Annotated in this window: 26 protein-coding genes; 16 read left to right on the top strand and 10 right to left on the bottom strand. The window is 47.4% G+C overall.

The window, feature by feature from the left end; all coding sequences use genetic code 11:
• Positions 1-324: 324 nt before the first annotated feature.
• From ACYVGO_RS30515 to ACYVGO_RS30495, 5 genes are all read left to right on the top strand, one after another.
• Positions 325-804 carry an SgcJ/EcaC family oxidoreductase gene (locus ACYVGO_RS30515; RefSeq protein ID WP_460972556.1) on the top strand — a complete coding sequence of 160 codons (480 nt, stop codon included), beginning with the start codon at positions 325-327 and terminating at the stop codon, positions 802-804.
• A gap of 156 nt (positions 805-960) precedes the next feature.
• On the top strand, positions 961-2,439 hold the full coding sequence (locus tag ACYVGO_RS30510) for a histidine kinase (protein ID WP_460972555.1): 1,479 nt from the start codon (positions 961-963) through the stop codon (positions 2,437-2,439).
• A gap of 12 nt (positions 2,440-2,451) precedes the next feature.
• Positions 2,452-3,234: a LytR/AlgR family response regulator transcription factor gene (locus ACYVGO_RS30505; protein WP_460972554.1), complete on the top strand. Its 783-nt coding sequence runs from the start codon at positions 2,452-2,454 to the stop codon at positions 3,232-3,234.
• Between the two features lie 135 nt (positions 3,235-3,369).
• The gene (locus tag ACYVGO_RS30500; RefSeq protein WP_460972553.1) at positions 3,370-3,708 is read left to right on the top strand and encodes a translation initiation factor; all 339 of its coding nucleotides are present in this window, start codon (positions 3,370-3,372) and stop codon (positions 3,706-3,708) included.
• A gap of 92 nt (positions 3,709-3,800) precedes the next feature.
• Complete coding sequence (locus tag ACYVGO_RS30495) at positions 3,801-4,517, top strand: SDR family oxidoreductase (protein WP_460972813.1); 717 nt, start codon at positions 3,801-3,803, stop codon at positions 4,515-4,517.
• Positions 4,518-4,663: 146 nt separating this feature from the next.
• Here the strand turns inward: ACYVGO_RS30495 and ACYVGO_RS30490 are convergent, their stop codons facing one another.
• Positions 4,664-5,146, bottom strand: a complete 483-nt coding sequence (locus ACYVGO_RS30490; RefSeq protein WP_460972552.1) for an ankyrin repeat domain-containing protein — start codon at positions 5,144-5,146, stop codon at positions 4,664-4,666.
• An 87-nt stretch (positions 5,147-5,233) separates the two neighbouring features.
• Between ACYVGO_RS30490 and ACYVGO_RS30485 the strand changes: the two genes are divergently transcribed.
• A complete protein-coding gene (locus ACYVGO_RS30485; protein ID WP_460972551.1) occupies positions 5,234-6,460 on the top strand; it encodes an FAD-dependent oxidoreductase in 1,227 nt (408 codons plus the stop codon).
• Between the two features lie 161 nt (positions 6,461-6,621).
• On the top strand, positions 6,622-7,794 hold the full coding sequence (locus ACYVGO_RS30480; RefSeq protein ID WP_460972550.1) for an exo-beta-N-acetylmuramidase NamZ family protein: 1,173 nt from the start codon (positions 6,622-6,624) through the stop codon (positions 7,792-7,794).
• A 150-nt stretch (positions 7,795-7,944) separates the two neighbouring features.
• Here ACYVGO_RS30480 and ACYVGO_RS30475 read toward each other — a convergent pair whose 3' ends face one another.
• From ACYVGO_RS30475 to ACYVGO_RS30465, 3 genes are all read right to left on the bottom strand, one after another.
• Complete coding sequence (locus tag ACYVGO_RS30475; protein ID WP_460972549.1) at positions 7,945-9,087, bottom strand: efflux RND transporter periplasmic adaptor subunit; 1,143 nt, start codon at positions 9,085-9,087, stop codon at positions 7,945-7,947.
• Positions 9,088-9,200: 113 nt separating this feature from the next.
• Positions 9,201-12,428 (bottom strand): efflux RND transporter permease subunit, encoded by a 3,228-nt coding sequence (locus ACYVGO_RS30470; RefSeq protein WP_460972548.1) that lies wholly within the window; start codon positions 12,426-12,428, stop codon positions 9,201-9,203.
• 161 nt (positions 12,429-12,589) lie between these two features.
• Positions 12,590-14,029 carry a TolC family protein gene (locus ACYVGO_RS30465; RefSeq protein WP_460972547.1) on the bottom strand — a complete coding sequence of 480 codons (1,440 nt, stop codon included), beginning with the start codon at positions 14,027-14,029 and terminating at the stop codon, positions 12,590-12,592.
• Between the two features lie 230 nt (positions 14,030-14,259).
• On the opposite strand from ACYVGO_RS30465, the gene ACYVGO_RS30460 reads away from it, so the two are divergent.
• From ACYVGO_RS30460 to ACYVGO_RS30450, 3 genes are read left to right on the top strand one after another with little or no spacing between them, the layout of a single operon-like run.
• Positions 14,260-15,117: an Rpn family recombination-promoting nuclease/putative transposase gene (locus tag ACYVGO_RS30460; RefSeq protein ID WP_460972546.1), complete on the top strand. Its 858-nt coding sequence runs from the start codon at positions 14,260-14,262 to the stop codon at positions 15,115-15,117.
• 51 nt (positions 15,118-15,168) lie between these two features.
• Positions 15,169-15,612 (top strand): GNAT family N-acetyltransferase, encoded by a 444-nt coding sequence (locus ACYVGO_RS30455; RefSeq protein ID WP_460972545.1) that lies wholly within the window; start codon positions 15,169-15,171, stop codon positions 15,610-15,612.
• 41 nt (positions 15,613-15,653) lie between these two features.
• A complete protein-coding gene (locus ACYVGO_RS30450; RefSeq protein WP_460972544.1) occupies positions 15,654-15,974 on the top strand; it encodes a hypothetical protein in 321 nt (106 codons plus the stop codon).
• Positions 15,975-16,057: 83 nt separating this feature from the next.
• Here the strand turns inward: ACYVGO_RS30450 and ACYVGO_RS30445 are convergent, their stop codons facing one another.
• Positions 16,058-16,651, bottom strand: a complete 594-nt coding sequence (locus tag ACYVGO_RS30445; RefSeq protein ID WP_460972543.1) for a Crp/Fnr family transcriptional regulator — start codon at positions 16,649-16,651, stop codon at positions 16,058-16,060.
• A 111-nt stretch (positions 16,652-16,762) separates the two neighbouring features.
• Here ACYVGO_RS30445 and ACYVGO_RS30440 point away from each other — a divergent pair, with 111 nt between their 5' ends.
• Positions 16,763-17,179: an OsmC family protein gene (locus tag ACYVGO_RS30440; RefSeq protein ID WP_460972542.1), complete on the top strand. Its 417-nt coding sequence runs from the start codon at positions 16,763-16,765 to the stop codon at positions 17,177-17,179.
• Positions 17,180-17,405: 226 nt separating this feature from the next.
• On the opposite strand, the gene ACYVGO_RS30435 is transcribed toward ACYVGO_RS30440, so the two are convergent.
• Positions 17,406-17,606: a hypothetical protein gene (locus ACYVGO_RS30435; protein WP_460972541.1), complete on the bottom strand. Its 201-nt coding sequence runs from the start codon at positions 17,604-17,606 to the stop codon at positions 17,406-17,408.
• 206 nt (positions 17,607-17,812) lie between these two features.
• On the opposite strand from ACYVGO_RS30435, the gene ACYVGO_RS30430 reads away from it, so the two are divergent.
• Positions 17,813-18,388, top strand: a complete 576-nt coding sequence (locus ACYVGO_RS30430; RefSeq protein WP_460972540.1) for a hypothetical protein — start codon at positions 17,813-17,815, stop codon at positions 18,386-18,388.
• A 29-nt stretch (positions 18,389-18,417) separates the two neighbouring features.
• Here the strand turns inward: ACYVGO_RS30430 and ACYVGO_RS30425 are convergent, their stop codons facing one another.
• On the bottom strand, positions 18,418-18,546 hold the full coding sequence (locus ACYVGO_RS30425) for a hypothetical protein (protein WP_460972539.1): 129 nt from the start codon (positions 18,544-18,546) through the stop codon (positions 18,418-18,420).
• Between the two features lie 148 nt (positions 18,547-18,694).
• Complete coding sequence (locus tag ACYVGO_RS30420) at positions 18,695-19,807, bottom strand: DUF4369 domain-containing protein (protein WP_460972538.1); 1,113 nt, start codon at positions 19,805-19,807, stop codon at positions 18,695-18,697.
• 183 nt (positions 19,808-19,990) lie between these two features.
• Here ACYVGO_RS30420 and ACYVGO_RS30415 point away from each other — a divergent pair, with 183 nt between their 5' ends.
• From ACYVGO_RS30415 to ACYVGO_RS30405, 3 genes are all read left to right on the top strand, one after another.
• Entirely contained in the window at positions 19,991-20,758 is a 768-nt protein-coding gene (locus tag ACYVGO_RS30415; RefSeq protein WP_460972537.1) for a MerR family transcriptional regulator, read from the top strand.
• A 160-nt stretch (positions 20,759-20,918) separates the two neighbouring features.
• Positions 20,919-21,596: a response regulator transcription factor gene (locus ACYVGO_RS30410; RefSeq protein WP_142774723.1), complete on the top strand. Its 678-nt coding sequence runs from the start codon at positions 20,919-20,921 to the stop codon at positions 21,594-21,596.
• A complete protein-coding gene (locus ACYVGO_RS30405) occupies positions 21,593-22,858 on the top strand; it encodes a sensor histidine kinase (RefSeq protein ID WP_460972536.1) in 1,266 nt (421 codons plus the stop codon). The genes ACYVGO_RS30410 and ACYVGO_RS30405 overlap by 4 nt, the downstream gene beginning before the upstream one ends.
• Positions 22,859-22,936: 78 nt before the next feature.
• Here the strand turns inward: ACYVGO_RS30405 and ACYVGO_RS30400 are convergent, their stop codons facing one another.
• On the bottom strand, positions 22,937-23,749 hold the full coding sequence (locus tag ACYVGO_RS30400) for a DUF2490 domain-containing protein (protein ID WP_460972535.1): 813 nt from the start codon (positions 23,747-23,749) through the stop codon (positions 22,937-22,939).
• Between the two features lie 212 nt (positions 23,750-23,961).
• Between ACYVGO_RS30400 and ACYVGO_RS30395 the strand changes: the two genes are divergently transcribed.
• Positions 23,962-25,872, top strand: a complete 1,911-nt coding sequence (locus ACYVGO_RS30395) for a S9 family peptidase (protein WP_460972534.1) — start codon at positions 23,962-23,964, stop codon at positions 25,870-25,872.
• Between the two features lie 174 nt (positions 25,873-26,046).
• Here the strand turns inward: ACYVGO_RS30395 and ACYVGO_RS30390 are convergent, their stop codons facing one another.
• Positions 26,047-26,595, bottom strand: a complete 549-nt coding sequence (locus ACYVGO_RS30390; protein WP_460972533.1) for an arsinothricin resistance N-acetyltransferase ArsN1 family B — start codon at positions 26,593-26,595, stop codon at positions 26,047-26,049.
• Between the last annotated feature and the right edge of the window lie 67 nt (positions 26,596-26,662).

The raw sequence follows: 26,662 nt of genomic DNA, 5'->3' as shown, positions 1-26,662 counted from the left end.
GTTACTAACAAAGCGTATAGCCAAATGTTAGCCCAACGCAGGTGTTTCTTGTACAGAAATTACGTTTGGTTTTCCAATACTACGAAATTACTTCATCTCTCCCCTACCCTATTTCACCCCATACGTACTGGCATTCGTCGGAAAATGTATACGACCACCTATTAGGAACTATAGTTTTGATCCACCCAATCGCAGAGCAGGCCAGACGCACTAGGCTGTTGCACAGGAGTTTCGTTGCCGATTGTATAATTAAGCGATCGAAAAAGGCCAAAGCGAATGTAGATGAACCGTAAATAGCTGAGTTAATAAAGCAGGTAAACGCAAATGAAATCAACGACAGAACTAACAAAAGCAACTACAGCTAACTCGGAAGAGATCGCTATTCGTTGGGTCTTTGAACAACTGGCAACTGCCTGGAATACAGGAAACGCCAAGGCCTTTGCCGAATTGCTAACCGATGACTGTGACTATGTTACGTTTGCCGGACAACACATAAAAGGTAGAGAAGAAAATCAGCAGATACACTATGATCTATTTACCTCATGGGCCCTAAAAGGTTCAACCATGCATACAGGACCTGAACAGGCTTCGATAGCTTTCCTGAGCAATACAATAGCCATTTCTCATTCTACTGGCACCATTCAACTTCGTTTCCAGAAAAAGCCGCCGTTGGACCGACTTTCCATTCAAACGATGGTCTTGATTAAAATCAATGGACAGTGGAAAATTAGAGCTTTTCACAATTGTCGTATTCAAAAACCGGGCTTATTTCAGCGATTGCTCATGGCCTTAAAACGCAACTAATCAATCATAACAGGGTTGAAATAGTCCGTTGAAAAATTTACTACTTTTAGAAATAAGTCGGCTAGTCAGTAAATGGCTGATGCGAGAATACGCTTAACGCGCCATCTATTTACTGACTTACCAACTTATCAACTTATCAACTTATCAACTAATGAAATGACCCGCGAACAACTCATCGGTACGATTGGTAAAAATGGCCGACGACTCAATATGATGGGCTCAGACCTAGCTCACTTTGATTTCAGTGGCCTTGATCTGACCCAGGCTGATTTTCGTTTTTCAAACCTCGACAAGGCTAATTTTAGCGGAGCCATTCTCCGGGGAGCCGATCTGAGTTTTTCAAACCTAAGTGGCGCTACGTTTGCCAATGCTGATTTATACGAAGCAAACTTGAATTTCTGCTCACTGGAAAATGTCGATCTGAACGGGGCCAATGTGGAAGGAGCTACGTTCAATTTCGCCGGACGTAGTAAATACCGGAATCCAGCGGCAGAATCCCTCCCTGAGCAAATTACGCTGACGACTATTCTGCAAAAATCAGGCTGGGGAACGCTCATCGGCATGTTTCTGGGCGCCCTGCTTGTGTATGGATGCAACGCAATCATCTATTTCACCAACCTGATTATCAACGCCAAAGACCCCACAATGGCGGGCCTCTATCGGTTTCTGATCGTTCAGAATATGACCAATGGGGCCGTTGTATTTCTCTTAACATGGGCATTGTCAGGTTGGCTTAGCCGTCAATTCCCGGCCATCTGGCAACGGCATCTGGTGGTTAGTTTTGCGGTTTTGGTCAGTATTTTCGCCGTCAATACGGGCTTATATTTTATATTACTCAAGCCATATGTCGACGAATTAATGAAGCGGCCAGGAATTATTGAGGAAACGGCTCCCTGGTATATTTACGCTCTGGGCGACTTATTGATTGCCAATATTTTCCTCTATGTCTTACAGCAGGGCCGCCAACTCACCCGTAAACTTTCGGAGCAGGAGTTCCAGTTGCTCAATATGGAAAAGCTCAAAACCCGCGCTGAACTGGATGCATTGCAGGCTAAAATCAATCCCCACTTCCTGTACAATGCCCTTAACAGCATTGCCAGTTTAGTGCACGATGATCCTGATAAAGCGGAAGAAATGACGCTATTACTATCGAAACTCTTCCGGTATTCGACCGGGCGGGATGGTGAACTTTTCGCTACACTGGCCGACGAACTGGAGATGGTTCGGACCTATCTAAAAGTAGAACAGGTACGCTTTGGCAACCGACTTACGTTTAGCGTAGAAGTGTCTGATCCGGCGTTGAACGACCTGAAATTACCCCAGTTTCTATTGCAACCCATTGTTGAAAACGCCATCAAACACGGGATTGCCAAACGCGCCGACTCGGGTCGGATCGATGTTCGGATCTACGAGAAAAACGGTGAATTAAACCTTTGTGTCCACGACAATGGCCCGGCTTTCCCCGACGATATGGATGGTGGCTATGGGCTGCGCAGTATTCAGGATAAACTTAAATTACTTTATGGCGACGACGCTCGGGTTGAACTACAGAACTGGCCCCTCAAACAGGTTCTGCTATCCATCCTGATGACCAAAATTCAAAGTAGTCACGCTTCGTTAACGCCTGAAGCTTAATCTCTATAGTTTATGGTACTCCCCTTACGAACGATCCTCGTTGACGACGAATCACTAGCCATTAGTCGACTGCGCCGTCTTTTAGATAAACACCGCGATGCGGTTGACATTATAGGTGAAGCTCCTAATGGGGCCGAAGGGTTGACACTCATCGAAGCTGAACGGCCGGATCTGATTTTCCTGGACATCGAAATGCCCCTACTCAACGGTTTCGAAATGCTCTCCCGACTGACAGCCATGCCGATGGTTGTGTTTGCCACCGCGTTCAACCAGTACGCTATTCGGGCGTTTGAAGAAAACTCCATCGACTATCTGCTGAAGCCCATCGAAGCAGATCGACTAAATCGTACTATCCAGAAAATCAAACTATTAACTGAACGAAGCGAAACGATTCAAACGACGCAAAACCCAATGACCGAGAGCGTTATGCGGCTTCTGGCGCAGATGCAACCAAAGAAAGAAGTTTACTCGATCTCGGTGAAAACAGGTGAAAAAATCAAATTGATTCCCCTCTCAGACATCGCCTACTTTGAAGCCGAAGATAAATATGTCTTCCTGTCTACGATGGATGGCCAGAAATTCCTGACGACCTATACATTGACAACACTGAACGAAAAATTACCCGATACTTTCGTCCGGGTCAGTCGATCAGTTATGGTTAACCGGCATAAAATCGTCGAAATTCATCGCCATTTCGACGGCAAATTCATGCTGGCGATGAGCGATAAAAAAGGAACAAAATTAACCAGCGGTAGCACGTACGGCGATGCCGTTCGGCAGTTGATGGAACTTTAAAATATAGAACGCTGATGACACAGATTTTTATAATCTATATAGATTTTATTTGTGAAAATCATAAAAATCTGCGTCATCAGCGTTCTATATTTAATCCACAAAACGCATTAGATTTGCTCATAAATACAGTTAGCCATGAGCAAGAAAAACCGACCTGTCGGGGTAGTCTATTCTACTGATCCCAACTTTCAATACCAGTCCGATGAACAGCCTGAAGCCGAAACATTGCCTCCAGCCCAGCAAACACTTAAAATCTGGCTGGTGAAGTTAGGGGGTAACAAAGTAGTGACAGCAATACGAGGCTTTATCGGCACAGATGCTGATTTAGCGGACTTAGGAAAGCAACTCAAATCGGCCTGTGGAGCGGGCGGCTCTACCAAAGACGATGAAATCCTGATTCAGGGCGACCACCGGGATAAGGCTCTGGCGTGGCTTACCGGTAAAGGCTACAAAGCAAAAAAAGCGGGAGGTTAACTTTCAGCCACTCCGTAAACCCTTCGTACATCTCTGGCGTTATTCTCCCGACATACGCACAACTGATTTAAACGATGCGTATCGAATTTCTCATGGCAGATAGTACAAAAACAGCCCTTATTACAGGCGGATCGAAAGGCATTGGCTACGGCATTGCCGAAGTGTTAATTAACGAAGGTATCAAGGTTGCCATTACCAGTCGCTCATCGGTAGCCGCTGAATTAGCAGCCGCGAAATTGAATGAAATTAAGCCGGGTTATGCGCTCGGTGTAGCTGCCGATGTTCGTGATCTGGCATCGCAGCAGAAAGCGGTAGAGGCCATTTTAAACCAATGGGGCCAACTGGATTACGTCATAGCAAACGCAGGCGTAGGTCACTTTGCTCCCATTCAGGAACTCACTCCCGAACAATGGCAAGAAACCATCGACATCAACCTGACCGGTGTTTTTTACACCGCTAAGGCCACGCTGAATGCGTTGAAAAAATCGGAAGGGTACTTCATCACGATTGCGAGTCTGGCAGGCACCAATTTCTTCGAGAACGGAGCTGCCTATAATGCCAGCAAGTTCGGTTTGGTAGGCTTCACGCAGGCTGTTATGCTCGATTTGCGTAAAGAAGGCATCAAAGTATCCACCATCATGCCGGGTTCTGTGGCTACCTATTTCAATGACCACCAGCCCAGCGACAAAGACGCCTGGAAAATCCAGCCTGAAGATATTGGCCAGATCGTTTCCGATTTGCTGAAAATGAACCCGCGTACGTTACCCAGCAAAATTGAGGTACGCCCTACCCGACCAGGCGGGAAGTAAGCAAGTCGATGGCTTGATGGCGCAAGGCTCCTGCCTTGTGCCTACTATTCACCGGCCTCTGGCCGGAACTTGCTAAGTTTAGTTCGTTCGGCCAGAGGCTGGTGAATAGTAGGCACAAGACAAGAGCCTTGCGCCATCGACTTGGCTCATTGCAACAGTTGCAATGCTTCTTCATTTCCCTGCTGAATAGCCAGATTACGAGCGCTCAGCCCCCGATTATCTAAAATAGACGTATCGGCTCCTGCCTCGAGGAGTATTTTCACCAACTGATTCCGGCCAAATAATGTAGCGAACATCAGCGCGGTACCCCCATTTCCATTTTGCAGATTCAGGTCGGCCCCGTGCTCAATTAGCAGGCGGGCAATCTCGGGATACCCTTTGAACGAAACGCCCATTAATGCTGTATTGCCACTCGCATCCTGCCCATTCACATCAGCCTTGGTATCCAATAAAGCTTTAGTAGCCTCCAGATGTCCACCATAGGCAGCTAAAATCAAAGGCGAGAAGCCTTTTTCATCCTGTATATTCACATCGACGCCAGAAGCAGTCAGCTGATTAATAGTAGCAACATCGCCTTTTCGGGCGGAATCAAAAAGTAAATAGTCGGGAGGGTACGAATAAAAAGACATGAGAAACTGTATGATTGAAAATTCGTTGTCAATAAAGGAGTAAACAACCTCAACCGGATTATTTGTTTCAAAAACGACCATATAGCGATGCAACAGGCTCACCAAAATCAGAGAGTACTTACAACACGTTGCTGTATTGTAGGCGGTGGACCAGCTGGTATGATGCTGGGTTTTCTATTGGCCCGGTCGGGGGTAGAGGTGATTATCCTGGAAAAACATAAAGATTTCCTGCGCGATTTTCGGGGTGATACCATTCACCCATCCACGCTGGAATTACTGGTTGAACTGGGTTTGTTAGATGAGTTCCTTAAACTTCCTCATCAGGAACTACGGGCGGTTCATGCAACCATTGAGGGAAAAACTATTCCTATCGCAGACTTCGCACACCTGCCTACAAAATGTAAATTTATTGCTTTCATGCCCCAGTGGGACTTCCTGAACTTCCTGGCCGACAAAGCCAGGCAATTCCCGACGTTTCATCTGCACCTGGAAACCGAAGCCACTGATCTGATTGAGGAAAGTGGGAAGGTCGTAGGTGTGCGAGCTACTTCACCCACGGGTGAATTGGAAATACGGGCCGATTTAGTCGTGGGCACCGATGGCCGAAAGTCTATCATTAGGGAAAAAGCGGGCCTGAAAGTTCAGGATTTTGGGGTTCCGATTGATGTATTGTGGATGCGGATTCCGAAAGATCCTGCGCTCGGCGAACAGTCATTAGGGTATTTTAAATCGGGCCAGTTCATGGTTCTGATTGACCGTCAGAATTATTTCCAATGTGGCTATATCATTCCGAAAGGTCAATTTGAGCCAATAAAACAACGGGGTATTGCGGCCTTACAAGCCGATATTCTGAGCCTGGCCCCGTTCGTCGGCAACTATGTAAAGGAATTAAAAACCTGGGATCAAATCAGTCTACTGACCGTCAAAATTGACCGTTTACGGCAATGGTATAAACCGGGCCTCTTGTGCATTGGCGATGCCGCCCACGCCATGTCGCCAGCGGGGGGTGTGGGGGTCAACATGGCCATTCAGGATGCCGTTGCTGCGGCTAATCAACTGACGTCTTCGCTTCAAAAGGGCCCTGTTACTAGTGCCGAATTAGACCGTATTCAACGCCGACGTCTGTGGCCGGTTCGAATTATTCAATCGGGACAAATCTTCGTTCACAAGCGGCTGATCAATGCGTCGGTAACCAATCCGGCTACTTTTCCTCCAGTTATTCTCTGGTTGTTCAAACACGTATCGTTGATCCGTCGCTTGCCCGCTTACCTGATTGGTGTTGGCCCGCGGCCCGAGCATATTCGTATGAAATAAGTGAATTTACTAGCCAGCTTGAACCATCCCTTGTATAGTGGTGTCGGTTACTTATAACCGACAAATGAGGTTTCTCAAAACCTACTAGTTGCACCGATAGGTTTTGAGAAACCTTTTGTGTCAGATGTGAGCATCTGACATCACACAAAGCTCCTCTTCCCATGACAGTCCAATTTGGCGTAGATATTTTCTTAAAACAAACTCCTACCTATCAACACCAGCGACTAGCACTCGTCACGAATCAGGCGGCAACAACGGCGTCTTACATCCCCTCCCGGCAAGCGCTACTTTCTGCTGGCTACCCAATCGTTAAGCTATTTTCTCCTGAACATGGCCTGGAAGCAATTGGCGAGGATGGCCTGTTGATGCCTAATGGACTTGATGCCTTAACGGGTTTACCAATCGTCAGTTTATACGGCAATAAGCTTCAACCTTCGGCAGAAGATTTAGCCGATGTGGACGTCGTTATTGTCGATCTACCCGACGTCGGTTCTCGTTTTTACACCTATCTGTGGACGCTCACGCACATCATGGAAGCCTGTACGCTTCACCAGAAATCCTTAATTCTTCTTGATCGGCCTAATCCTCTTTCGGGGCGCATGGAACTGGTAGAAGGGCCGTTATTGAACGAGGATGCGTGTTCTTCGTTCATTGGCCGATGGCAAATGCCCCTACGGCATTCCTGTACATTTGGTGAACTGACAAGGTACTGGCAACAGCAACGAATGCCGTCGCTAAACCTTACGGTTATTAAAGCCGAAGGCTGGCATCGGGAAACATTTGCGCGTGATTGGCAGCCGTCTTTTGTACCGACTTCGCCCGCTATGGTCAATGCCGAAGCAGCTTTGCTCTATCCCGGTTTAGGTCTGTTGGAAGCGACCAACCTCAGTGAAGGTCGCGGAACAGCTACGCCGTTTCAAATCGCAGGAGCGCCCTGGCTGGATGCTCATCAAGTAACCACTCAGTTCAATGAATTGGGCTTATCAGGCATTGTCGGACGAGCCATTACATTTACACCACAAAGTGGCAAATACGCAGGACAACTATGCCGGGGAGTCATGTTTCATGTTATGGATGCAGCTAGCTTCAAACCCGTTTTGTCTGGACTGCTTTTCATCAAACTAGTCTATGATCACCAGCCAGATAACTTTACATGGGCGACCTATCCAACCCACGTTAATCCGAGCGGAAAACATCATCTGGATAAGCTGTTAGGCATTCCCGATTCGGAATCACTTTTTGAGCTCCCTATTGCAGAGTTCACAAAAACGCTTCACAAACTGCTGATTTGTGAAGCGTGGGTTGGCGAGATAAGGCCGTATTTATTGTACTGAAATGGGGTGATTCCGGATTTACAGTGGTATCGGATTCTTAAAATCCGACACAGTGAGGTTTCTCAAAACCTACTGTAATTCGTTAGGTTTTGAGAAACCTCGCGTGTCAGTTTTAAGAAACTGACATCACAATAACTCACAATAGAAACTCTATTTCTTCACACCCTTTACTTCCTGACCATCCCGAATTTCTTCGGAAGCGGTTTTCACAATGGTCATGCCGGGTTGTACATCGCCGAAGACTTCGACTAAGCTATCCAGCACGTTGCCTTTTTGTACCGATACCCACTGCGCCCGGTTGTCGTTGACTTTGATCACAAACATTTTTTCGCTGGAGCTAACCACCGATGTTGTGGGTACGAACATGGTTTTCCCGGTTCGTTCGATTGGCATTAACACTTCAGCGTACATACCCGCTTTCAATTCGTGGCCGGGATTGGCAACGTCAAATTCCGCCATCATGGAGCGATTGGCTTCTACTAAACTTTGGGCAGAGCGGGCCAGTTTCGCATTGAACTGGCGGTTAGGCATGGCGTTCACCGTAAAGGAAACGGCACTTTTTGCCTGTAGCTGATTGGCAAACGACTCCGGAATGGCCACCGTCAACCGCAACGTCCGGCTGTCTTCCAGTACGAACAGCGGTTTGCCGCTATCGCCCGCACCGACCAGCGCACCAGGACTGATGTTCCGCTCAATCACCATACCGTCGAAAGGAGCCGTAATAGTGAGGTATTGCCGAAGTTCGGTTTTGGCCTGGTAGTTCGACCGGGCAGCCTGAACCGTACCCCTCGCTACGGCTACCATGGCACTGTCGCCCTGCATTCTGGCGAGCGCCTGATCGATTTCATTGGCCGATACCGCACCCTCCATTTTGGCCGTTTGCAGCAGTCGATTGTAGGTTAATCGACTGGCACGGGCGCGGGTTGTTTGTTCGACCAACGTAGCCTCCTGCGCTTGAACCTGCGCCTGCGCCTGGCTCAGTTCCGAAATTACTTCGGGGGCATCGAGCCGGGCCAGTACCTGCCCTTTGCGAACCAGCGTTCCCCGATCCACCGAAATATCGCGCACGAAACCTTTTACTTTGGCGTACATGTTCACCCGATTCCAGGGCTTCAATTCGCCGGGCAGTGTAACGCGCTTGCTGGGTTGTAATTCCTGCACAGTCGTCACCGCAACCTGCTGGGCTTCGGGTTCCTTGGCCGCAGTCGTTTTATTATCGCTGCTGGCCGTCGAGCAGGCGGCAATTCCGGCAGCAGTGGCGACAGATATGGTTAGATTAAAAAGCGATTTCATATAGACAATGGTTGACTGATTGACTGTTCTTAACTGGTGATTCTGTAGATTCTAAATCGTAGTTATTTTATTCCTCAGAAACCATAGAATCTTCAGAATCAAAAGAATCTATACTATACACTATGACTCAGTTCCTGATGGTAGAATTTGCTTTCCGGATCTTCCGGGTCGAGTGATACAGATTGGGTCGTGGCTTTCGCCTGAAGCTGCGTAAATACACAGGGCAAAATCAAGAGAGCCGCCAGTGTAGAGGCAATCAGTCCACCGATAACGGCTTGTCCAAGTGGGGCAATCTGATCCCCCCCTTCACCCAGTCCCGATGCCATCGGCACCATACCAGCAATCATGGCAATACTGGTCATTAGAATCGGCCGAATCCGGCTATTAGCGGCCAAGACAACCGCCTTACGCGTATCGCCAATTTCGAGCCGCAGGTTCTCCGCATTGGTCACCATCAGGATGGCGTTGGCTACCGATACCCCCACCGACATAATCAGCCCCATATACGATTGCAGATTCAGCGTAGCGCCACAAGCCAGCAGCATAAGTAACGCACCAGCAACCACGGCAGGAATAGCCGCCAGAATCACCAGTGATAACTTGAACGATTGATAGTTAGCCGCCAGCAACAGGAAAATGATCACAATGGCCACCAGCAGACCCGTTTGCAAACTATTCAGGGTATCGGTCAGGAGGTTGGTTTGTCCACCCATTTCGACAAGCACACCCCGAGGAGGTTCACCCGCTTCTTTGATGGCGTTTTCTACCGCTTTCTGCGCCGACCCAAGGTCTTTTTTCTGCAAGTTTGCCGTAATCGTTACCAGTCGGTTTGGGCCAGCGCGGTCATATTCTCCCGGTGCCGTACTCTCCGAAAACGTGGCCACATCTGATAACAGCGGGCGCATTTCGCCACTTCGCAGGGGAATGTTGCCAATGTCGCTGGCACTGCTCATCTGGTATTCAGGAATCTGCACCTGTACCTGATAGGCCAATCCTTTCGACTCATCAAGCCAGAGATTTTTATCCGTAAAACGGCTGGACGATGTAGCGGCCACCATTGAGCGGGCAACTTGTGTCGATGTAACGCCCAGTTGACCAGCCCGTTCGCGGTTCATGGTTACGTTCAGAACCGGGTAAGCGAGTGGTTGGGGAATCTGCACATCGCGCAGGAAATCAATTGTCAACATCCGCGCCCGAATCTTGTTGGCAAAGCGTCCGGCTTCTTTGATGTCTTTAGCGGCAACCGTCACCTCAATTGGCGTCGAAGCCCCCTGACTCATGATTTTTTCGGTCAGCTCAATCGGTTCAAACGAGATGCTGGCAGCCGGTAATGCTTTGGCAATTTTCGTCCGAAGTTCCTCTTTCAGATCGTCCATTTTAACAGGATGCTCTTCCTTTAGCGAGACCTGCAAAACAGCTTCATGAGGCCCACTGTTGAACACGAAAATATTGGATGTACCGTAGCTAGATGGAACCGTTCCGACGTAAGCCGACGAGATTTCCACATTGTCTTTCCCGACGGACTCTTTAATAATATCCAGCACTTTCAGCGTAGCCATTTCAGTCCGTTCAACGCGCGTTCCATCGGGAATACGAAGGCGCATTTGCAACTGGTGGCTGTTGCCGTGCGGCAGAATATCCGTTCCAATAAATAGAAAGCAGGCAACGATAATAGCCAGACTGCCAATCAGATAGCCACCAACAATCAATCCTCTTCGGTTCAGGATTTTTTCAAGTAGCGACGAATACCGTTGCTTGAATTTCTCAAAACCAACTGCATTCTTGACTGGATGAGCACCCTCCTCAAGCATGGCATGGCGCTCCTGCGCATCGAGTGCTAATGTTGGCGCTTCATGCGTGGGATGGCTTTTCAGCAGCCAGTTGGCTAGCACAGGAACGAACGTTTGCGAGAGCAGGAACGACGCGATCATGGCAAAACCTACGGATAGCGACAGCGGCAGGAACATGGATCGGGGTACGCCACTCATTACAAAGGCGGGGGCAAATACGGCCAGAATTGCCAGCAGAATCAGGAATTCCGGGAAAACAATTTCCTTACAGGCATCCCAGATGGCAACAGCTTTCGGTTTACCGGTTTCCAGATGCTGGTGAATATTCTCGATCGTCACCGTAGCCTGATCCACCAGAATCCCGATGGCCAGCGCCAACCCCGATAGGGTCATGATGTTGATGGTTTGCCCACACAGATTCAGCATGATCACCGCCGATAGGATCGAAATCGGGATGGTCACAACCACAATGATTACACTTCGCCAGTCACGGAGGAAAAGCAGTACCATTAAACCCGTCAATACAGCCCCAAGAATACCTTCGGTTACGAGGCTTTTCAGGGCGTTGGTTACGTACACCGACTGGTCGAATTCGTAGGAGATCTTCACATCTTCCGGCACCGCAGCGCGAAGTTCAGGCAGGGCTTTTCGGATATTATTCACCACATCGAGCGTGGAGGCATCCGACTTTTTAACAACCGGAATATAGACCGCCCGACGGCCATTGACCAACGCGTAACTCACCGTTACGTCGGCACCATCTTCTACCGTACCAATGTCCCGCACGAATACTGTCGGTCCTGAGCCAACCCGAATTGGAATGTTCAGGAAATCTTCCGGGCGTTTTATCAGCGAGTTAACCGGTGTCATCAACGCCTTATCGCCGATGCGAATATTACCCGCTGGCGAAGGCTGGTTATTCGTCACAATCGATTTAATAACCTCTTCGGGCGTTAGCTGATAGCTACGAACCAGTTGCGGATTCACCTTGATGATCACCGTCCGCTGGTTACCCCCGAACGGCGGTGGACTGGATACCCCCGGAATTCGGGAGAACATCGGCCGCACCCGCGAGGAAGCGTAATCCTGAATTTCGTTCAGCGAGCGACTCTGGCTCTCAAACACCAATTGTCCAACCGGCACCGAACTGGCATCGAATCGGACAACCTGGGGCGGCACCGTTCCCTCCGGCATATAGGCTTTAGCCCGTGACACATTGTTGGCAACTTCGGCAGCCGCCTGCGCCATATCCGTTCCCGGATAGAACGAGAGTTTGATCAGCGAAAGCCCCTGAATGGTTTTCACGTCGATATCGCGGATACCCGACACATACAGGAAGTGATCCTGATAACGCGTCGCGATGAAGCCGTCCATCTGGTCGGGGGCCATACCGCCATAGGGCTGCACCACATAAATGGTGGGCAAATCGAGGTTCGGGAAAATGTCGACCGGAATGGTAAACAGCGACATCACCGAAAAAAACAGAAGCCCCATAACCGCCACAACCACCGAAATGGGTTTACGCAGCGCGGAACGAATGATGTTGTACATAAAAAACTGGGTTTGCAGTTTGATGTTTGTTTCTGTGGTGTCGGGTTCTTAAACCCGACATAGAGCGGTTTCTCAAAACCACATGCATCTCTTACTCAGACGGTTTTGAGAAACCGCTCTAGTCAGGTTTAAGAGCCTGACACCACGAAAAACCTAAAACCTTATTTCACTTGATTCATAAACAGCGATAAATCCCCTTCAGCAGCCGCTTTGAGCAACAGAAACCGCCATACATTACTGACGGCAACGTAGCCATCTACTTCAGCACGATTCAGCGTAACGACCGTTTGGAGTAAGGTTACCAAATCCGTTAAGCCACTTTCATAGCGCGATCTTGCCTGATTGTAGGCTTGCCGGGCGGCCTGTAACTGAATGGGGGCCTGACGCGCTTGCTCCAGTGCAACCTGATACTGGGTGTCGGCTTCCTGGTATTGACGGGTGATCTGCAATCGCTGCGTGTTAAATAACTGCCGCGATCGTTCCACCTGAAATTGGTCGGCCTGATAATCCTGCCGGGTACGGAGCATGTTGGTTAGATTCCAGCGGGCCACAACACCAAACAGGTAATTACCAACCTGATAACCAAGGCCATTCAGTTGATTAGTCTGAAAAATATCGCCCTGTTGATTCGAGAATCCCGAACCCCGTGCATTCCCTACGCCAACCAGCGAAATAACGGGCATTCCAGATCGCTGGGTCGCCAGACTGCGAGCCGCCGACAGGTTTATCTGCGATTGAAATAACTGTAAGGTCGGGTTCTTGGGCGAAAGCGAATCGGAGAGAAAAGCACCGTTTGGGAGCGCGGTATAAAAACGCATACTATCTACCCGCATAGTAGGCTGGAGCTGGCCTGCCAGTTCGGAAAGTCGGAGTCGCTGCACCTGTTCCTGCTGCTGGCTGCTTAGTAAAAGCAATCGTGCCCGAACGGCTTCGGCGGTAGCCAGCGAACTATCGACACCCGCCCGCATCCCCGACCGGACACCCGCATCGACTACTCGCTTGAAGGTCTGCGCCCGATCCAGGTTACTACGCTGAATTTGAACCAGTTTCTGGTTGATCAGCAGGAGCAAATAAGCATCAATGGTGCGAACCTGGTGCTGAAAGATCTCATTCTCGTAATCAACCTGACTCCGCTGAAGATCGGCTTTAGCGACGCCCAGATTAGCTTTGATACGCCCAAATGTAATGGCTCGCCACTCGATGGAAGCACTGGTATAACTACCGAAACTAGCCTGAGAAATCGCGTTAGCCCGAACACCACCTGAGGTCGAGATATTCGTGCCTTCGTTAGGAAAAAAGGAATTATTCAGGCTGTTACTGGTGGCGTAATTGTACTGATCCTGAAGGATCACCGTGGGCAGCAATTCGGTCCGACTGGCCTGGAGTCGTCGCTCGGCGCTACTGACTTCGGCCTGTTTGGATTTTAGAAACGGATATTGCCGAACAGACTGCTCGACTACCTGATTCAACGTGAGCGATTGCCCCGACGCCTGAAACGTCAGCAGGCTTGTAACCAGCATCAGGAGACAGCCAGTTCGGGTTCGGTATGCGAAACGGCTGGAGAATCGCTGTCGGGAGCAATGAAAAAGAGCGTGTTTCATTCACAACAACCTGAACGACCTTAGGCGACGGTACGATCAGGTGTCTACAAAACACGATCTCAAATTTGGAAACATTTGGGAAAAATGGCCTTTGACAGAAAGAATTGGGGGTGTTTGGAAGATTTGTCGAACAGAATAAAGTTCTCAACAAAGCAGAATTAATGTCACAAAAATCATTAAAATAAATACTAGCCTTTTCTGAAGTTAATTCTTGTGGTTAATATTGGGCTATGGAAATACCCGAAATTAGTGAACAACGCTTTATACCAATTATATCCGACTATGGATTTAAAGCCACTTTTGGGAATGAAGCGAATACGCTTTTTCTACGTACTTCTCTTCAGGCTTTAATTAAATCTTCGGTTCCAATCAATGATGTGCAATTTGAAAAGAATGCTTTTGAAGCCCTCACCGTGGATAGTCGAAGTGGAATCTATGATTTAGCCTGCACTGACGAACAGGGCAATCAGTTTATAGTTGAAATGCAGTTAGCCCATGCGCCTAACTTCATCCAACGCATGAAATTCTATGCTCTTCATAAATTCAATACTTTAGTCGAACGTGGGCAATTCAATTATTCAAACCTTCCTAAAATATATTGCATCGCATTTTTAGAAAAGAGTATCCTACCGATCACTAGTTACCATACTATAGCCAATCTACGAAGTGAATCAGGCGAACTCATAGATAGTCAAATGTCGTTTATCACTGTAGAATTAGCTAAATTTGACAAGGATACAGTTGATATTCAAACTGATTTAGAAAAACTGATTTTCACCATGAAGACGTTGCACACGGTCACGGAACCAACTCAGTATCCGGCTTTTTGGAATGAAGAATGGTTGAAGAAAGCTATTGACGAGTTAGACACACGAAAAATGTCTCCTGAGGAGCGATTCCAGTTTGCCCGTATCACAGCTATTAATGCAGAAGCCGTGAATGCAGAAAAGAGAAAGATTGAGGAAATGAAGGCAGAAGCAGTGAAAAAAGCACTAATTCGACAAAAATTATCTATTGAAGAGATTGCTGAGGATAATGACGTTTCAACTGATTTTGTCCTTAATATTCAGAATCAACTCACTGAATGATAAAGACTTAAAAGTTAATATACATCTATTCCACTTAACAAAAGGATGGATATGATCCTCCTCCCTATCCACCAAACCCTCTCAGAAAACATCCAATTTCTCAATCATCCCGATTGTGAACCGGGGCTTTCGATGACGATTGAGTTTTTCAACAAAATAGGCTACCAGCCGCCCTGGATCGGCTATTATGCTGAGCTTGACGGCAACTTGGTGGGTGGTTGTGCATTCAAAGGGAAACCTAAAAACGGGCGGGTGGAAATTGCGTATGGTACCTTCCCTCAATACCAGCATCAGGGCGTTGGTGCCGAAATGTGTAACCAACTGGTACAGCTTGCGCTAGAAACCGATCCTACCGTTACGGTCACAGCCCGGACATTGCCCGAGGAAAGTTACTCCACCCGTATTCTCAAGAAAAATGGCTTTGTGCACCTCGGAACCATCTGGGATGACGACGATGGCGACGTGTGGGAATGGGAATATATTCGATCAAAATGAGCCGAAATTAGTTAACCGTTTATACACTACATTTTATCCGGATGACTATAGAACTGTATACGGCTCCCATCAATGATTCGCAGGGGCCCGTTGATTCCCCCATCTCCAACACAATCGGAGAACTCCCCGACCAGGAACCCACGCTCGATCTGGGTGATTTGCTGGGTAGCTTCGATTCACAGGACGAAGCGCTGGATTTTATTCAGAACCAGACATTATCTCAGGGCCAGTTCGTTATCGACACCGTGACCGTCCTATTCAACCCCTATACGCATGTTGAATTATTGACGGTCACGATTCAGAACGAAGATCAGTCAACCCATCCTAAGAGCTATTATCTGGTCACGGATGAGGGGTATTAGATAGTTGTCATTGATTGTCATTCGTTGTTATCTAGTGCAAGATTCTGATAATCAATAACTGCCAATGACAATCAATGACAATCTTATTTATGGGCTAGCTGCGCCCGGATACGGCTGAGGGATGGCCCTTTGATACCCAGATAAGATGAAATATGGCCCAGCGACACCCGGTTCAGAATATCCGGAAAGTTTTCTACCAGATCAATGTAGCGTTCCTCGGCTATTTGCGTCAGTAAACTTTCCGAGCGCATTTGATTGAACAGAAAATACTGCTCAGCCAGGATACGGCCGAATCGCTCCCAACTGTGCGATCGAGGGTAAAGTTGTTGTAGATCTTCCCGGTCAATTACCAGTAGCTCTGCATCTTCCAGGGCTTCAATCAGGTAGGGGCAGGTGGTTTTGGTCAACAGTCCTTTCAGCGAGGTTAGGAACATATGCTCGGGAATGAAATAGAGATTGTGTTCCAGTTCAGTTTTTGGATCAACGTAATACACCCGAAACATACCTTTCAGCACAAATCCTACTTGCCGACAAACCGAATTCTGGAAATTAAAGAAGTCATGTTTGGCAATTTTCCTGACGTGCCAGAATTCATCCGCCAGTTGCATATCCGCTTCAGGAAGTTGGGCAAACTGTTGTAAATGTTGGTGTAGTACGTCGTGTGGGGCCGAAATCATTTTTTTATCTTATTCTTACGCTTTTTAACATAGGTGAAAAATAGGCAACAATTGACCGTCTACTTTTGTCCTATCAAAAACAAATCGCTAACAAATCTAAATCATACACTCATGAAAATCACACGCAGCTCTTCAGCACATTGGGCCGGAACCGGAAAAGATGGAAAAGGTAGCCTGACTACAGCCAGTACCGTTCTCAATCAAACACAATATTCGTTCAACACCCGTTTCGCTGATGGCGTGGGTACCAATCCAGAAGAACTGGTAGCGGCTGCACATGCAGGCTGCTTCGCTATGCAATTAGCCTTCAATATTCAGGGAGCAGGTTTTGCCGCCGATTCGCTGGACGTAAAATGCACCATTACGCTGGAAGACAGTGGCATTACCAGTTCTAAATTGACGCTTACGGCTAGTGTACCAGGCCTGGACAAAGCTAAATTCGATGAACTGGTTGACCACGCCGAACACAATTGCCCCATCTCGAAACTATTCAATACCGCCATCAGCGTCGACGCTACGCTGGCGTAAGAGACTGTCTAAAAACCCCTAAATCCCCTGAAGGGGACTTTCTCTAAGCACGAGCAAAGTCCCCTTCAGGGGATTTAGGGGTTTTTAGACAGCTTTTTAGTAGAATTTAATAAGCCAAAGACCGTCAGGATGCCATTTGTAAAGAGCATCCTGAAGGTCTTTGGCTTATCAGATGATGAACAAAATGGCAGACCAGCTTGCGCATGTTTACCAACAAAGCTGAATTTCAGAGAGGACGACTAACTGTTGGACGATCGTTGGGAACATGCCGTGCCGGTAACATAGTCATCTTGCGAGGGGCATATTTCGACGCAATAACAACTCGTTCAGGAGTGGCCTGGGTCATTGGTTTACTAACCATAACCAGTGCAATGATCAACAGGGATGCGAAAAAGACGCTGAGGAGCAAACAGTGTTGGAATTTCATGGCTATAGAGAGTTTATGAAAAATAACTTAAATTCGTCTGATACACTCCTTACGTCTCAGGCTACTTTCGTGTTGCACTCAATTGCAGGAGATATGAAGTGTAACGGCCTAATCTGACAAAAACACCGTCTATTTGGCTTATTTTAACGTTTTTTAATAAGCGTACATCCATTTTGGGTGATCAACTCCTTGCCATGACTACACCGATGAAATTGCTCACATCGCTGGACTGGACGATTCAAACAGTTCGGTTTTTCAAAAATCACTTTTTATTCATCTTCGGATTAGGGCTGATCGCTGCATTTGGGCGGGCTATTCAATTGAAGGCTTTCGGCCCCATCAGTCCAGTATCGCATACACTGCTCGAAATCGTAGTAGAGTCGGCCCGTGTCCTGATTTTCGTCTATGCGTTAGGGCTTACCCATATAAAAACGGGCATCGTTCGCCTTAGCCAGCTTATTACAAACAAGCAGAGCCGTAAACAGAACTGGCAGTTAGCGATTCAGAGAATGAGGGATAAATGGCCTAGTTTACTGATTAATCTACTAGCGTTTTCGCTTATCGCGCTGCTGTTCAATAAGCTGATTAATCACATTGCGTATGAGACTTGCCTGTACATTACGTTAAAGGCTCGCGAGATTATTTCCAGCCAATCGTCGGAATGGGCGATCATTCTGTTCTTCAAGAATATATCCGTTATTCCCTTCACGCTGGTTTTCAATGCCCTGTTTTGTCTTTGGCTCGTGAATCGGTTACCCAAGCCTGTAGCCTATAGGCAATAAAATTGGCCGATCACAACTTACGGGCAAGACTATTGGCCTAGTGTTTTCACCATACCAATAGCTCCCTCATGGGGCGCTGTCATACTTAGCGTAATTAAGGTACCAATGAGTAGTGAAGCGAAGATGACACCGAGTAGTAAGCAGTGTTTGAATTTCATGAGTAGTGTTGTTTCAGATGGAAGGATGATACAAAAATGAGGTATAACCTCCCCTCCTCCTACCCTAAATTGACCAAGCGTCTATTATAACCGATAAACGGCCTAAAAACGAGTGTAAATCACATTGAGACCTATTCTCAACTAGGTATTACTTCTTTAACAACTGCTGTAATTTCTCGTCCAGTTCTGGAACAGACATATCGCGTCCAATCATTATTTTGTTGGCGTCGAGCAATAGATTATCAGGCATTTGGTCTATAGCAAATGCTTCCATTACTGATGACTGGCTAATGGAATCCAAAACCTGAAGCCATGGTAAACGGTCTGGCGTAGTGGGTATGATAGCAGCATTTTTATCGATATCGAATGCGACCGTAACTATTTCCAATCCGAGTGGGTGATAGGTAGCGTACAGCTTCTTTAAATCATAATGCCGTTTCTGGCAGGGTAATATGTACTGGCTGGAAAAATCGACTAAAATATATGTCCGTTCAAGTTTTGATAACGTAATTACTGAACCAGATGGGCTGGGTAAGCTAAAGTCTGGGGCTTTATTTCCCAGCTTTTTACGATCCAGTTTCTCGTTCAATTCCCGGTAAGATGGATAAGTAGCAAAAGTAGACAAGCTGTCGAATAAACGGGATGTTTGAGAATAGGAGAACGAGTTAGATGCAAAAAGGTACCAACTACAGGGTAGTAATGGGTGATTCTGAATTAAGCTGATTAGCTGATCATCATCGACCTTACGTAGAGAATCTGCGATCTGTTCAAACTTGAAAGCAACCAGCGAATCACCAGCTTGTAGGGCAGAAAATGTTTCCGAATGCAGATCAGGTCGGGATTCGTGAATCTGCATCAGGAAATCCAGTTGATCTACCCATAACTCGCTACTGGCAGAGCCCGTAATTAATGGCTTAGCGAAGGCTCCTGGCTCAATTCCGATATTGATGGTTGGCGAGTCGATAAAAAAGTGGATGTCGTCTTGACTCCCCTCGATCCAAAGATAAGCCGGACTGGGTTCGCCTAATCTGACGGTGAATGTAGCACTCCGGTTCATTATCGTAGTGGTGTCAATAATAGGTGACCCATGTATTGGTTTAGCCACGACCATGGCCTGTTTACCTTCCCAATCTTTAGGAAAGAAACCGTTAATTTTACTAATAAGCTGCGCTTGCAAACAGCCCGGTACGGCTAGGAGAAACACAGCCCATAACCAAACTAAAGACCAGTACTTTTTTTCTTCCTGTAGAATGACTTTCATCTGAGTCGTTATGTAGAACAGCCAGTTTTTAACAGCGATTAGTAACTGGATAAGAACGTTATATTGCTTTATTATAATCTAAGGAGTAGGTCCATATCCAAATAAAAAAACTGAAATTTTCTCTTGACTCTCCCCTTACGTCATAGCCTACATTTGTTTCGTCAATCAGAACAAGGCGTTTCCATGAGACAGTATTCTGTCAAAAATCTGGCGAAACTAGCGGGTGTTAGCGTGCGCACGCTGCATCACTACGACCGACTGGGTCTGTTAAAACCAGCTATCCGTACGGAGGCTAAGTACCGGCTATATGGTGAGCAAGAGTTAATCCGACTGCAGCAGATTCTCTTTTACAAAGAACTCGACTTCTCGTTAAGCGAGATTCTGGCTATTCTGGAAAACCCGGATTTCAACATGATAACGGCGCTGGAAAGCCATAAGCTGGCACTCCAGGCCCGACAATACCGGCTCTCAACGCTACTCATGACGATTGACAAAACAATTTCAACCTTAAAAGGAGAACGAATCATGTTAACCAACGAAGAGTTATACGAAGGATTTCCCAAGGGTCAGGCGTACCGGCAGGAAGCTATTGAGAAATACGGAACCGAGGAAGTTGACGCCAGCGAGCAAAACCTGCGTCAACAGGGTAAAGCAGGCTTTGAGCAATTAAAAGCCGACCAGAAGGACATTGCCAAAACACTGGCTGGAATGCTTACGATAGACCCGACCAGCCCGGCAGTGCAGGAACAGATCGCACGCCATTATGCCAACATTCGGGGGTTCTGGGGCGAAGAACTTTGTCAATCAAAAAATATGGCGGAGGCCTATAAAGGGTTGGCGAAGTTGTACATGGATGATCCTCGCTTTACGAGCCAAAATGGACAGGCAAACCCTGAATACGCGGCTTTTTTGAACAAGGCAATGGTGTATTTCGCGGATACAAGGTTGTAATAGGGAAACACAGAGGACACGGAGATAAAACGGAGGGTCACGGAGAAAAACCTCTGTGCCTCTCCGTTTTATCTCCGTGTCCTCTGTGTTTCAACCTTATTTTCCAGAATCTTTCCAACATTGCCCCCTACATTAGTGCTCTGCTAGAACAGACAACGGGATGAAAGTACTGGTCGTAGAGGATGAACAGGGGTTGGCCGAAAGTATTACGGACTACATGGTGAAGGATGGGTACATCTGCGAAACAGCCGCTACGTTTCGGGATGCCGAGGAGAAAATTCACCTGTACACCTACGATTGCGTAATCGTTGACCTGACCCTGCCCGATGGCAATGGGTTTCAGATCATCGAAATGCTGAAACGACTCATTGCCACCACGGGCGTCATTATTATATCGGCCCGTAACGCATTGGAAGACAAACTAAAAGGGCTGGAAATCGGCTCCGATGATTACCTCACAAAACCATTTCACCTATCTGAACTGAACGCACGGGTAAAATCGTTGCTGCGTCGACGGCAGTTTGGTGGCCATACCGAAATTCGGTTTCAGGAAATCGTGGTGGTGCCGCTTACCCGCAAGGTGTTTGTAAATGGACAGCTCACAACCCTGTCCAGGAAAGAGTATGATTTACTGCTGTATTTCCTGTCGAATGTGGATGTTGCGCTGACCAAAGCATCCATCGCCGAGCATCTTTGGGGCGACAACATCGACTCCGCCGATTCGTTCGATATGGTGTATTCGCATATCAAAAATTTGCGTCGGAAATTGCTGGAAAAAGGGGCCGCCGACTACGTACAATCCATCTACGGCATCGGCTATAAATTCAGTCAGCCTTGAAACTGCTCACCAAAACCAACCAGATTTACTTAGGTTTCTCGCTGGTCATTTACCTGCTCACGGCACTGGTGTTTTACCAGATCATCCGGTTGTTGATTTACGACGAAGTTGAAAGCCGGTTGCGGGTTGAACGGCGGGATTTTGAAACCTACGTACGTGCCCATAACACCTGGACAGACAGCCCTTATTTTGTTGAAAACAAGATTGAAGTAGTCCCAGTCAGCAAACGAGGGACCATTAGAGAAGCCTTCACCGATACGCTCATCCAAAATCGCTACGACGATAAACTGATTCCGTTCCGGCAGTTGACGTTCTACGAGCCTATTCAGGGCGTTATCCACCGGGTATCTATTCGTAAATCACTGATTCAGACGTACCGACTCATAGAAGTGATCAGCGTAGCGATGGTACTCTTTCTGGGCTTGTTATTATTGGGCATGTTCTGGTTCCAGCGAAAACTGTCGGGGCGTCTCTGGCTTCCATTTTACGATACCTTGTCACGCATTAAACGGTTCGATCTTAACAGCGATACATCCCTGAAATTGGACAAACCGGAAATTACGGAGTTCAATGAGTTGAATGATGTGTTGCAGAAAATGGCGGCTAAAATGCAGCAGGACTATCGGAGTCTGAAAGAATTTACCGAGAATGCCTCGCACGAAATGCAAACACCGCTGGCGCTCATCAATGCCAAGGTCGAGCAACTTATTCAAACAGAACAACTTACCGAAACGCAGACCAACTGGATCGAATCCATCTATCAGGCCTCCCGACGAATCTCGCGCCTGAATCAGGGATTATTGCTATTGGCTAAGATCGAAAATCGGCAGTTCAACGATACGCATATCGTGGATTTAGCAAGCCTGTTAACTGAAAAGCTGGCCGACATGGACGAAGTTCTATCGTTCAAACAGTTGTCGGTACAGGTACAAACAACGACGCAATTTGTCGTTCAGCTTCCGTCCTCGTTAGCCGATAGTCTGGTCACGAATCTGGTCAATAACGCCATTAAGCACAATCAGCCAAATGGCCGGATCAACCTAACATCAACCGCCGAGCAGTTGTGTTTGAGCAACACGGGCTGTCAGCTTATTTCGGACCCGGAACGATTATTTGAACGGTTCAAAAAAGAAAGTACCGGCCCCGATTCAGTGGGGTTAGGGCTGGCCATTGTCCGGCAAATCTGCGATAGTTATGGGCTTCAGATTTCCTATCGGGAAACCGGAGGAATCCACCAGTTTTGCATTTCCCGGATAGATTAGTTTCGACAGGATTTACAGGATGAACAGGATAGCCTCTGTAAAACCAATCCTGTTCATCCTGTAAATCCTGTTGAAAAATTAATCTGGCTGTGTTGGTAATCTCTCCGACGCACTTTTACGTTTAAGCCGATAAATCAGCCCCACAACAAGGTTATTTTTTCCGGTTGCCGACTGGGGTGTATAAACGCCACTTTCAAACGTAGATGGGTTATAATTCGTCTGGTTTACCCAGCCAACCTGCAAAATTAATTGCTGATCAAACTGATAGCCGATACCCGCATAAATCCGGTTTCGCTCAAAGGTTGGCCCGATTGGATTCAGGAAAATCTCGTCGTACATCGACAAAAAGGCCGTTTTAGCCGTAACCGTGTGGTTATTGAGTGGCACGAACATATTTAGTCGATAGCGAATCCGGTTTCGATACGGGGTAGTCCCGTCGCGATTATCAAACCACCGCTGTTCTATCCGGTACCGGTGTTCAAACTTCAGCCGGGACAGATATTGATTGATAGTAAGTTGCTCCCACAGGCGTTTTTCAATTGTCAGTGGCCCATCCGATAAGGCCTGGTAGTCATAGGTTGCGTATCGACCACCGGCAACCATGACTGAGAAATTCTTGTCTATATCGTAACTGATCCCACCTTTCAGTTCATTGTAGAAATACTGATTAAATACGCCATTACTCCGGGCCTGTACTTCGGCAAAACCGCCCCATTTTTTTTCACCTCCCGGCAACACGAGTGTCCCAATTAACCAGGTTCCCCAGGGCGTGGCCGGTGTTAACGATGTTTGTGCCAGACTACGGCTGAGGGTACAAATGAATAAACTGATTGTAAAATAAAACGTGACTCGAAAGCGGCTCACCATTGTATGGTTTGTTACGGTCTGCAAAAGTAGAGCAGATTATGCAGACATTACTATCTGCATAGTACTATTAACAATTTGATAATAATACCTATCCTGCACCTCAGAAATACCTATAAATCAAATCATTCCGAAAATTCTACATTCAACCGCTCTGGTTAGATTTTAATTACCAACTTTGTTCAAATCAGTATTGTGCCCGGAACGTCCGAACTCATTTCTCACCAAACTAGCCAGACATGAAAACACCCTTAGTCCAACAGTTGCGTTTCGCACTAATCCTTTCTCTATGCTTCAGTCGAGTTTTGGCAGGTCCTGCACCTAAACCAGCCGCCGTTCCCAAATACACGATCGAGCAGTTCATGAAAACCATCCGGTTTGGTGGGTCCGACATTTCGCCCGATGAGCAGAAAGTACTTTACAGCAGTAATCAGGATGGTGTGTTCAACCTGTATGAAATTCCGTTCAATGGAACCGGCCAGCCTAAACAACTGACTTCCTCTAAAACCAACGCTATTTTCGCTATTGGCTACCTGCCCGATGGCCGAATTCTCTACAGCAGCGACCAGGGTGGTAACGAACTGAATCACATTTATTTGCGCGAAAAAGATGGGCGCATAAAAGACCTTACTACAGCCGACAAAGCAAAGTTTCAGTTTGGGGGACTGAGTCACGACCGCAAGAGTTTTTTCTATCAATCAAACCTGCGGAACCCGGCAGCTTTTGACCTGTACGAGATGGACATAGCGACCCTGAAACCCAAACTCCTGTTCGAAAATCCGGGCGGTTTCTTCCCCGGCGATGTGTCGCCCGATAAACGCTATATCGCCCTTGCCAAAACGATCACAACGACTAACAGCGATACGTACCTCTACGATTTACAAACCAAAGAAACCAAACTTCTGACGAAGCACACCAGCGACGTAAGCAACGGCCCAGAAGGATTCACGCCCGATAGCAAGAAGCTTCTCATCTCAACTGATGATGGCAATGAATTCTCCTACGTAAAAGCCTATGATCTGGCAACGGGACAAAGCACAGTGCTTGACAAGGCGAATTGGGATATTTCGAGTGATTATCTGTCCTATCATGGTCGTTACCGCGTGCTCTCAGTCAATAACGATGCCCGCACCGAACTAAAGATCATTGACAACCGTACGAATCAGCCAATCAGTTTACCGGCGCTGCCGGGTGGCGACATCACCGGCGTAAACATCACGGACAGCGAAGACCGGATGACGTTCTTTGTCAATAGTTCTAACTCACCTGCAACGTTGTATTCGTACGATTTCAAATCCGGCAAGGTAACCCCATTGGTCCGTGGGTTAAATCCAGAAATCAATGCGGAGGACCTGGTTTCGGGTGAAGTGATTCGGTACAAGTCGTTTGATGGTATGGAAATTCCGGCCCTGCTCTACAAACCGAAAGATGCCAAACCGGGCGATAAACTCCCGGCAATCTTATCCATTCACGGTGGTCCGGGCGGCCAAACCCGGTTGAACTACTCGCCTTTGGTACAGTACCTGGTGAACAACGGTTATGTGGTTTTGGCCGTGAACAACCGGGGCAGTTCGGGCTACGGCAAAACGTTTTATGCCGCCGATGATCGCAAGCATGGCGACGCGGATTTGAAAGACTGTGTCGAATCGAAGAAGTTTCTGGCCGCAACGGGCTATGTTGACCCACTGAAAATTGGCATTATGGGTGGTTCCTACGGCGGTTATATGACACTGGCGGGCCTGGCATTTACACCCGATGAGTTTGCGGTTGGCGTCGATATTTTTGGTGTAGCGAACTGGATTCGCACCCTGAACAGCATGCCCGAATGGTGGGGTCCTCAACGAGATGCCATGTTCAAGGAAATCGGTCATCCCAAAACGGACTCTGTTGCGCTTTACAACAAATCGCCGTTGTTTCACACGAACCGGATCAAGAAACCGCTGCTCGTTATCCAGGGCGCCAACGACCCACGCGTGTTAAAGATTGAGTCGGATGAGATTGTAGCGAATGTGAAGAAAAACGGCGTGCCCGTCGAATACGTTACTTTCCCGAATGAAGGGCACGGTTTCGTGAAAAAGGAAAACGAAATTACCGCCAACAAAGCGATCAAAGAATTTCTGGACAAATACCTCCGTGGACCAGGGCAATGATGCCAAACGCAGTTATTGAAGCGTGATGTCAGCTACTTATAGCTGACAAATGAGGTTTCTCAAAACCGAAAAATAGAGCAGAAACATTTTTTTTGTCATTCCGACCTCAGGAGGAATCTCAAGCTTGATTAATACGAAACTTGAGATTCCTCCTGAGGTCGGAATGACAAAAAACTATCCATTTTTGGTAGAAAGCTGGGTTATCGAAACTGGCAGAACTGGGTTTGACTGATAGGGCTGCAGCGCTAATTGAAACCAGGTTACACTATGCCACGCCCCCATTTTATAACCGATATTCGAGTAAGTTCCAATGTGTTCGAAACCTACCGAGCGATGAAACGATTCGCTTTTGTGATTGGGCAAGGTAATCCCCGCATAGGCATTGTAGTACCCCTGCCGACGCAACAACTCAAACAATCGGGCATACAACTGCCGGGCAATCCCTTGCCTATGGCCATCCGGGTGTACATAAACCGATGTTTCAACAGACCATTGGTAGGCCGTTCGGTCGCGGTGTTTCGATGCGTAGGCGTAACCCAATAATCGCTCGTCGGACTCGGCTACCAGATAAGGAAGCTGCTGCTGAATGGTCTGGACTCGTTCGGTAAACTCAGCAACCGTTGGCACATCATATTCGAATGTAATGGTCGATCCCGTAATGTAAGGCGCATAAATGGCTAGAATAGCGGGAACATCGGCAGGAGTAGCAAAACGAATGGTCATAGCCCAGGCAAGATAAGAAAACCTTACCAACGAGCCGTCGGCAGACTAGTTTCATATGCCATATCTT

Source organism: Spirosoma migulaei (genome assembly GCF_054776855.1).
This window is presented reverse-complemented; position numbering and strand designations above follow the sequence as displayed.

What these genes read in the sequence shown, in the direction of transcription:
- ACYVGO_RS30480 (WP_460972550.1), top strand. Translation starts at nt 6,622, where the DNA reads ATGACAGTCCAATTTGGCGTAGATATTTTCTTAAAACAAACTCCTACC.
- ACYVGO_RS30425 (WP_460972539.1), bottom strand. Translation starts at nt 18,546, where the DNA reads ATGAAATTCAAACACTGCTTACTACTCGGTGTCATCTTCGCTTCACTA.
- ACYVGO_RS30510 (WP_460972555.1), top strand. Translation starts at nt 961, where the DNA reads ATGACCCGCGAACAACTCATCGGTACGATTGGTAAAAATGGCCGACGA.
- ACYVGO_RS30395 (WP_460972534.1), top strand. Translation starts at nt 23,962, where the DNA reads ATGAAAACACCCTTAGTCCAACAGTTGCGTTTCGCACTAATCCTTTCT.
- ACYVGO_RS30475 (WP_460972549.1), bottom strand. Translation starts at nt 9,087, where the DNA reads ATGAAATCGCTTTTTAATCTAACCATATCTGTCGCCACTGCTGCCGGA.
- ACYVGO_RS30435 (WP_460972541.1), bottom strand. Translation starts at nt 17,606, where the DNA reads ATGAAATTCCAACACTGTTTGCTCCTCAGCGTCTTTTTCGCATCCCTG.
- ACYVGO_RS30500 (WP_460972553.1), top strand. Translation starts at nt 3,370, where the DNA reads ATGAGCAAGAAAAACCGACCTGTCGGGGTAGTCTATTCTACTGATCCC.
- ACYVGO_RS30430 (WP_460972540.1), top strand. Translation starts at nt 17,813, where the DNA reads ATGAAATTGCTCACATCGCTGGACTGGACGATTCAAACAGTTCGGTTT.
- ACYVGO_RS30515 (WP_460972556.1), top strand. Translation starts at nt 325, where the DNA reads ATGAAATCAACGACAGAACTAACAAAAGCAACTACAGCTAACTCGGAA.
- ACYVGO_RS30460 (WP_460972546.1), top strand. Translation starts at nt 14,260, where the DNA reads ATGGAAATACCCGAAATTAGTGAACAACGCTTTATACCAATTATATCC.
- ACYVGO_RS30445 (WP_460972543.1), bottom strand. Translation starts at nt 16,651, where the DNA reads ATGATTTCGGCCCCACACGACGTACTACACCAACATTTACAACAGTTT.
- ACYVGO_RS30450 (WP_460972544.1), top strand. Translation starts at nt 15,654, where the DNA reads ATGACTATAGAACTGTATACGGCTCCCATCAATGATTCGCAGGGGCCC.
- ACYVGO_RS30505 (WP_460972554.1), top strand. Translation starts at nt 2,452, where the DNA reads ATGGTACTCCCCTTACGAACGATCCTCGTTGACGACGAATCACTAGCC.
- ACYVGO_RS30420 (WP_460972538.1), bottom strand. Translation starts at nt 19,807, where the DNA reads ATGAAAGTCATTCTACAGGAAGAAAAAAAGTACTGGTCTTTAGTTTGG.
- ACYVGO_RS30495 (WP_460972813.1), top strand. Translation starts at nt 3,801, where the DNA reads ATGGCAGATAGTACAAAAACAGCCCTTATTACAGGCGGATCGAAAGGC.
- ACYVGO_RS30455 (WP_460972545.1), top strand. Translation starts at nt 15,169, where the DNA reads ATGATCCTCCTCCCTATCCACCAAACCCTCTCAGAAAACATCCAATTT.
- ACYVGO_RS30440 (WP_460972542.1), top strand. Translation starts at nt 16,763, where the DNA reads ATGAAAATCACACGCAGCTCTTCAGCACATTGGGCCGGAACCGGAAAA.
- ACYVGO_RS30415 (WP_460972537.1), top strand. Translation starts at nt 19,991, where the DNA reads ATGAGACAGTATTCTGTCAAAAATCTGGCGAAACTAGCGGGTGTTAGC.
- ACYVGO_RS30490 (WP_460972552.1), bottom strand. Translation starts at nt 5,146, where the DNA reads ATGTCTTTTTATTCGTACCCTCCCGACTATTTACTTTTTGATTCCGCC.
- ACYVGO_RS30465 (WP_460972547.1), bottom strand. Translation starts at nt 14,029, where the DNA reads ATGAAACACGCTCTTTTTCATTGCTCCCGACAGCGATTCTCCAGCCGT.
- ACYVGO_RS30485 (WP_460972551.1), top strand. Translation starts at nt 5,234, where the DNA reads ATGCAACAGGCTCACCAAAATCAGAGAGTACTTACAACACGTTGCTGT.
- ACYVGO_RS30410 (WP_142774723.1), top strand. Translation starts at nt 20,919, where the DNA reads ATGAAAGTACTGGTCGTAGAGGATGAACAGGGGTTGGCCGAAAGTATT.
- ACYVGO_RS30470 (WP_460972548.1), bottom strand. Translation starts at nt 12,428, where the DNA reads ATGTACAACATCATTCGTTCCGCGCTGCGTAAACCCATTTCGGTGGTT.
- ACYVGO_RS30390 (WP_460972533.1), bottom strand. Translation starts at nt 26,595, where the DNA reads ATGACCATTCGTTTTGCTACTCCTGCCGATGTTCCCGCTATTCTAGCC.